At 63.2% G+C, this 5,216-nt stretch carries 6 protein-coding genes; 3 read left to right on the forward strand and 3 right to left on the reverse strand.

Going from position 1 to position 5,216, the window contains the following annotated elements; genetic code table 11:
• From B3361_RS16905 to recR, 3 genes are all read left to right on the forward strand, one after another.
• The coding region (locus B3361_RS16905) for a DNA polymerase III subunit gamma/tau C-terminal domain-containing protein (protein WP_286920283.1) at positions 1-861 on the forward strand (861 nt) is incomplete at its 5' end.
• A gap of 64 nt (positions 862-925) precedes the next feature.
• A complete protein-coding gene (locus B3361_RS16910; RefSeq protein ID WP_003254305.1) occupies positions 926-1,261 on the forward strand; it encodes a YbaB/EbfC family nucleoid-associated protein in 336 nt (111 codons plus the stop codon).
• Between the two features lie 171 nt (positions 1,262-1,432).
• Positions 1,433-2,035 (forward strand): recombination mediator RecR, encoded by a 603-nt coding sequence (gene recR / locus B3361_RS16915; RefSeq protein ID WP_009683911.1) that lies wholly within the window; start codon positions 1,433-1,435, stop codon positions 2,033-2,035.
• A 142-nt stretch (positions 2,036-2,177) separates the two neighbouring features.
• Here recR and B3361_RS16920 read toward each other — a convergent pair whose 3' ends face one another.
• The 3 genes from B3361_RS16920 to hemN all read right to left on the reverse strand — a co-directional run bounded on the left by B3361_RS16920 (position 2,178) and on the right by hemN (position 5,085).
• Positions 2,178-2,726, reverse strand: a complete 549-nt coding sequence (locus B3361_RS16920) for an adenine phosphoribosyltransferase (protein ID WP_009683910.1) — start codon at positions 2,724-2,726, stop codon at positions 2,178-2,180.
• 55 nt (positions 2,727-2,781) lie between these two features.
• Positions 2,782-3,516, reverse strand: coding sequence for a Crp/Fnr family transcriptional regulator FnrA (fnrA, locus tag B3361_RS16925; RefSeq protein WP_009683909.1), 735 nt, complete (start codon positions 3,514-3,516; stop codon positions 2,782-2,784).
• Positions 3,517-3,702: 186 nt separating this feature from the next.
• Entirely contained in the window at positions 3,703-5,085 is a 1,383-nt protein-coding gene (hemN, locus tag B3361_RS16930) for an oxygen-independent coproporphyrinogen III oxidase (RefSeq protein WP_054905804.1), read from the reverse strand.
• Between the last annotated feature and the right edge of the window lie 131 nt (positions 5,086-5,216).

Raw genomic sequence — 5,216 nt, forward strand, 5'->3', positions numbered from 1 at the left:
GCTGCGCCCGCTGCGCCCGCGCCGCTGGTAGTGCCGCCGCCAGCCACGGTGGACCATGAGCCCGAACTGCCCGCAGACGCCGAGCTGAGGGCCGAAGTCGAGGCCATTTCGGTGCCTGAGCCCGTCGCCGAGGTGGTCGACCTGCCGTGGGAGGATCCAGCCCCGACCAGCGCGCCTGTTGCAGAGCCTGTTGCCGAGCCCGCGTCAGCCCCGCGGCCGACCCCGCAGGCGGCGCCTACGGCCGCGCCTCCCGTGCATGACGAGCCGCCTTTCGACCCGTCTGCCTACGCCGCCGTTGGCATGGACCGGGACGACGAGCCGCCGCTGGACGAAGACTACTACGGCGGCGAAAGCGATCCGGTTGGCTTCAGCTACCTCGACGAGTTGGCCGAACACGTTCAGGAAGAAGCCCCTGCGCCCGCGCCTGCCCCGTTGCCAGCCGCCAAGCCGGCCACCGGTCTGGCCCTGCAATGGCTGGAATTATTCCCACAGTTGCCTGTCTCGGGTATGACAGGCAACATCGCAGCAAACTGTACGCTGATTGCCGCCGATGGCGACGACTGGCTGCTGCACCTGGACCCAGGCCAGGGTGCGCTGTTCAACACGACCCAGCAGCGGCGCCTTAACGAGGCGCTCAACCAGCATCTGGGGCGCACGTTGAACCTGCGCATCGAACTGGTCCTGCCCGAGCAGGAAACCCCGGCCCAGGCCGCCGCGCGCAAGCGGGCCGAGCGTCAGCAGGGCGCCGTCGCCTCGATCGAGCAGGATCCATTGATCCAGCAGATGATCAAGTTGTTCGGTGCCAAGGTGCGGCAGGATACTATTGAGCCTGTAGAAGCCCTGGCCAACCAGGGCCAGTAACGGATAACCCTGCGGCCGGCCCGGCGCCGGGCCGCATCAAATGACCCAATCGAGGTATACCCCCATGATGAAAGGTGGCATGGCCGGCCTGATGAAGCAGGCCCAGCAGATGCAGGAAAAAATGCAGAAAATGCAGGAAGAGCTGGCCAACGCCGAAGTCACCGGCCAGTCTGGTGGCGGCCTGGTGAGCGTGGTGATGACCGGTCGTCACGACGTCAAGCGCGTCAGCATCGACCAGAGCCTGATGTCGACCGATGAAGATGACAAGGAAGTGCTGGAAGACCTGATCGCCGCTGCGTTGAACGATGCAGTGCGCAAGGTGGAGCAGAGCAGCCAGGAAAAAATGGGCGGCATGACCGCCGGCATGCAGCTGCCGCCGGGCTTCAAGATGCCGTTCTAAGGCATGCGCCCTCGAAAACCGCCGCTGACACCAGCGGCGGTTTTTTTGTGCGTACTCGCAGCCGCCGCGGTCATTATTCTTGACCCGGCGCGCTCTCACCCGGAGGCTGATTTGACGCCACTGCCCCCGCTGGGTATAAACCGCCCCTTATTGAATTGTCAGGCCTTCCCCATGAGCTTCAGCCCCCTTATCCGCCAATTGATCGACGGCCTGCGCATCTTGCCAGGTGTAGGCCAGAAAACCGCCCAGCGCATGGCCCTGCAACTGCTCGAGCGTGACCGTAGCGGGGGGCTGCGCCTGGCCCAGGCTTTGACCCAGGCCATGGAAGGGGTAGGGCATTGCCGGCAGTGCCGCACCTTGACCGAGCAGGACCTGTGCCCACAGTGTGCTGACCCGCGGCGTGACGACACCCAGCTGTGTGTGGTCGAGGGGCCGACCGATGTGTATGCGGTCGAGCAGGCCGGCTACCGCGGCCGTTACTTCGTGCTCAAAGGCCACCTGTCGCCACTGGACGGCCTGGGGCCGGAGGCCATCGGCATTCCGCAACTGATGGCGCGGATCGAAGAGCAGGGTACCTTCACCGAGGTGATCCTGGCGACCAACCCGACCGTGGAAGGCGAGGCGACGGCGCATTACATCGCGCAACTGCTCAATGAAAAAGGCCTGGTGGCCTCGCGCATCGCCCATGGTGTACCCCTGGGCGGGGAGCTCGAACTGGTGGATGGCGGAACACTGGCCCATGCCTTTGCCGGGCGGCGGCCGATTTCGCTCTGAAGCTGCAAGCTGCAAGCTGCAAGCTACAAGCTACAAGCTACAAGCTACAAGCTACAAGCTACAAGCTACAAGCAAAAGCAGATCGGCTTTTGCTTGTAGCTTGCGACTTGCGACTTGCGACTTGCAACTTGCAACTTGCAACTCAATACTCGCTGAGGGAAAACTCGGTCAGGCAGAAGGTCGGCACCCCGGCCGCCTGTAGCCGGCGCGAACCGTCCAGTTCGGGTAGGTCGATGATCGCGGCGGCCTCGAACACTTGCGCACCGGTGCGGCGCACCAGGTTGGCCGCTGCCAGCAAGGTCCCGCCCGTGGCGATCAAGTCATCGAAAATCAACACCGAATCGCCTTCGCACAGGCTGTCGGCGTGCACCTCCAGGAAGGCCTCGCCGTACTCGGTCTGGTAACCCTCGCTCAGCACGTCGGCTGGCAGCTTGCCTTGCTTGCGGAACAGGATCAGTGGCTTGTTCAACTGGTGGGCGATGATCGAACCAATCAGGAAACCCCGCGCGTCCATGGCGCCAATGTGGCTGAACTCAGCCTCGACATAGCGCTCGATGAACTGGTCGGCCACATAGCGCAGCCCGCGCGGCGACTGGAACAGCGGGGTGATGTCACGGAAGATCACGCCGGGCTTGGGGAAGTCCACCACCGGGCGGATCAGGGCTTTGAGGTCGAAGGCGTCGCTGTGCATTGTTGCGGATATCCTGGGAAAACGAATGCCCAAGTATACCCGCTAAATACCGGTCTCAGGCCTCCATTGCACCACCGGCCAGCGCACACAGCTGGATCGGGTCGAGGATGTGCACTTCCTTGCCTTCGGCGCGCAGCAGGCCGTTCTGCTGGAAGCGGGTGAACACCCGTGACACGGTTTCCACTGCCAGGCCCAGGTAGTTGCCGATTTCGTTGCGCGACATGCTCAGGCGGAACTGGTTGGCCGAATAGCCGCGGGCGCGGAAGCGCGCCGACAGGTTCACCAGGAACGTGGCAATGCGCTCGTCGGCGGTTTTTTTCGACAGCAGCAGCATCATTTGCTGGTCATCGCGGATTTCACGGCTCATTACCCGCATCAGCTGGCGGCGCAGCTGCGGGAGCTGGACCGACAGTTCGTCGAGGCGCTCGAAGGGGATTTCGCACACCGAGGTGGTTTCCTGAGCTTGCGCCGACACCGGGTAGGCTTCGGTGTCCATACCCGACAGGCCGACCAGTTCGCTGGGCAGGTGGAAACCGGTGATCTGTTCTTCGCCGCTGTCGCTGAGGCTGAAGGTTTTCAGGGCGCCGGAACGTACCGCGTAGACCGAGCCAAAATTGTCACCCTGGCGGAACAGAAACTCGCCTTTTTTCAGCGGACGCCCGCGTTTGACGATTTCATCCAGTGCATCCATGTCTTCCAGGTTGAGTGAAAGAGGCAGGCACAGGGGGGCCAGGCTGCAATCCTTGCAATGGGCCTGGTTGTGAGGGCGCAGTTTGACTGGCTCGGACATTTGGATCGATCCTTGTGGGAAAGCACACATAAGTCGTAAGGGTAACCTACGACACAGGGTGTAGGCCAGAGTGCGCATCGATGCTGCGCGCTGGCAAAACCCCGGCAGATGCCCTGCCGGGAGTCCTCGTTCGCCCATAGTGTGCCCGGCAAGGTGGCGTGTCCATGCGGTTGAATGTCTCGCTTTTCAGATAACCCGGGAGAAACGCTGGCGGTTCTGCATCGCCAGGTAGGCATCGAACACCATGCATACCGAACGCGCCAGCAGGCGCCCGGCCGGGAGAATGCGAATGCCCTTGTCGTCCAGGCTGATCAGGCCGTCGCGCTGCAGGGTCAGCAGCTCTGGCCAGAGGTGGTCGAAGTAACCGCGGAAATCGATGGTGAACGCTTGCTCGATGGGTTCGTAATCCAGCTGGAAATGGCAGATCAGTTGCTGGATGACCGCCCGGCGGATGCGGTCGTCATGGTTGCACAGCAGGCCGCGCTGGGTCGCCAGCTGGGCGTTGGTCAGGCTGTCCTGGTAGGTGTTGAGGTCACTGCTGTTCTGGCAGTACAAGTCGCCGATCTGGCTGATGGCCGACACGCCCAGGCCGATGAGGTCGCAGTGCCCGTGGGTGGTATAGCCCTGGAAATTGCGCTGCAGGGTGCCTTCTTCCTGGGCGATGGCCAGCTCGTCGTCGGGCAGGGCGAAATGGTCCATGCCGATGTAGCGGTAGCCAGCGGCGGTCAACTGCTCGATGGTGGCGTGCAGCATCTCCAGCTTGGCGGCCGCGCTGGGCAGGTCGCTGCTGTCGATACGCCGTTGCGGCATGAAGCGTTCGGGCAGGTGGGCGTAGTTGAACACCGACAAGCGGTCGGGCTGCAGGCGGATCACCTCTTCGACGGTGCGGGCGAAGCCTTGCGGGGTTTGCTTGGGCAGGCCGTAGATCAGGTCGAGGTTGATCGAGCGGAACTGCAAGGTACGCGCCGCCTCGATCAGGGTGCGGGTCTGTTCCAGGCTTTGCAGGCGGTTGATCGCGCGCTGTACGGCGGGGTCGAGGTCTTGCACGCCGAGGCTGACGCGGTTGAAGCCCAGCTCCCGCAGCAGGCCCATGGTCGACCAGTCGGCTTCGCGCGGGTCGATCTCGATGCCGTAGTCGCCGGAGTCATCGTCCAGCAAGTGGAAGTGCTGGCGCAGGGTAGTCATCAGCTGGCGCAGTTCCACATGGCTGAGGAAGGTCGGGGTGCCGCCGCCGAAATGCAGCTGTTCCACCCGCTGTTTCGGTCCCAGGTGGCAGGCGATCAGCTGAATCTCCTGCTCCAGGCGCTGCAGGTACGGCGCGGCGCGGGCGCGGTCCTTGGTGATGACTTTGTTGCAGGCGCAGTAGTAGCAGATGTTGGCGCAGAACGGCACATGCACATACAGCGACAGCGGGCGTACCGCCCGGCGGCTTTCGCGCAGGGCGTGGAGCAGGTCGAAGGAGCCCACCTCGCTGTGCAGTTGCACGGCGGTCGGGTAGGAGGTGTAGCGTGGCCCGGCAAGATCGTAGCGGCGGATCAGGTCGGTATCCCAACGAATGTCGTCGAGCATGTGGGCGGTCCCCGGAAAGAGCAGCAGTGAACCGGAGTCTATGGGCGTCTGTAGGAATCTGTGTTGATTTGTATCAAGCGGCAAGCGGCAAGCGGCAAGCGGCAAGCAGCAAGTCGAAAGTCGAAAGTCGA

Source organism: Pseudomonas sp. UBA6699, assembly GCF_002454615.1.
In the GTDB taxonomy this organism is placed as follows: domain Bacteria; phylum Pseudomonadota; class Gammaproteobacteria; order Pseudomonadales; family Pseudomonadaceae; genus Aquipseudomonas; species Aquipseudomonas juntendi.

Bases quoted from the DNA above. Each gene is read 5' to 3' on its own strand.
- B3361_RS16910 (WP_003254305.1), top strand. From the start codon at position 926: ATGATGAAAGGTGGCATGGCCGGCCTGATGAAGCAGGCCCAGCAGATG.
- fnrA (WP_009683909.1), bottom strand. From the start codon at position 3,516: ATGTCCGAGCCAGTCAAACTGCGCCCTCACAACCAGGCCCATTGCAAG.
- recR (WP_009683911.1), top strand. From the start codon at position 1,433: ATGAGCTTCAGCCCCCTTATCCGCCAATTGATCGACGGCCTGCGCATC.
- hemN (WP_054905804.1), bottom strand. From the start codon at position 5,085: ATGCTCGACGACATTCGTTGGGATACCGACCTGATCCGCCGCTACGAT.
- B3361_RS16920 (WP_009683910.1), bottom strand. From the start codon at position 2,726: ATGCACAGCGACGCCTTCGACCTCAAAGCCCTGATCCGCCCGGTGGTG.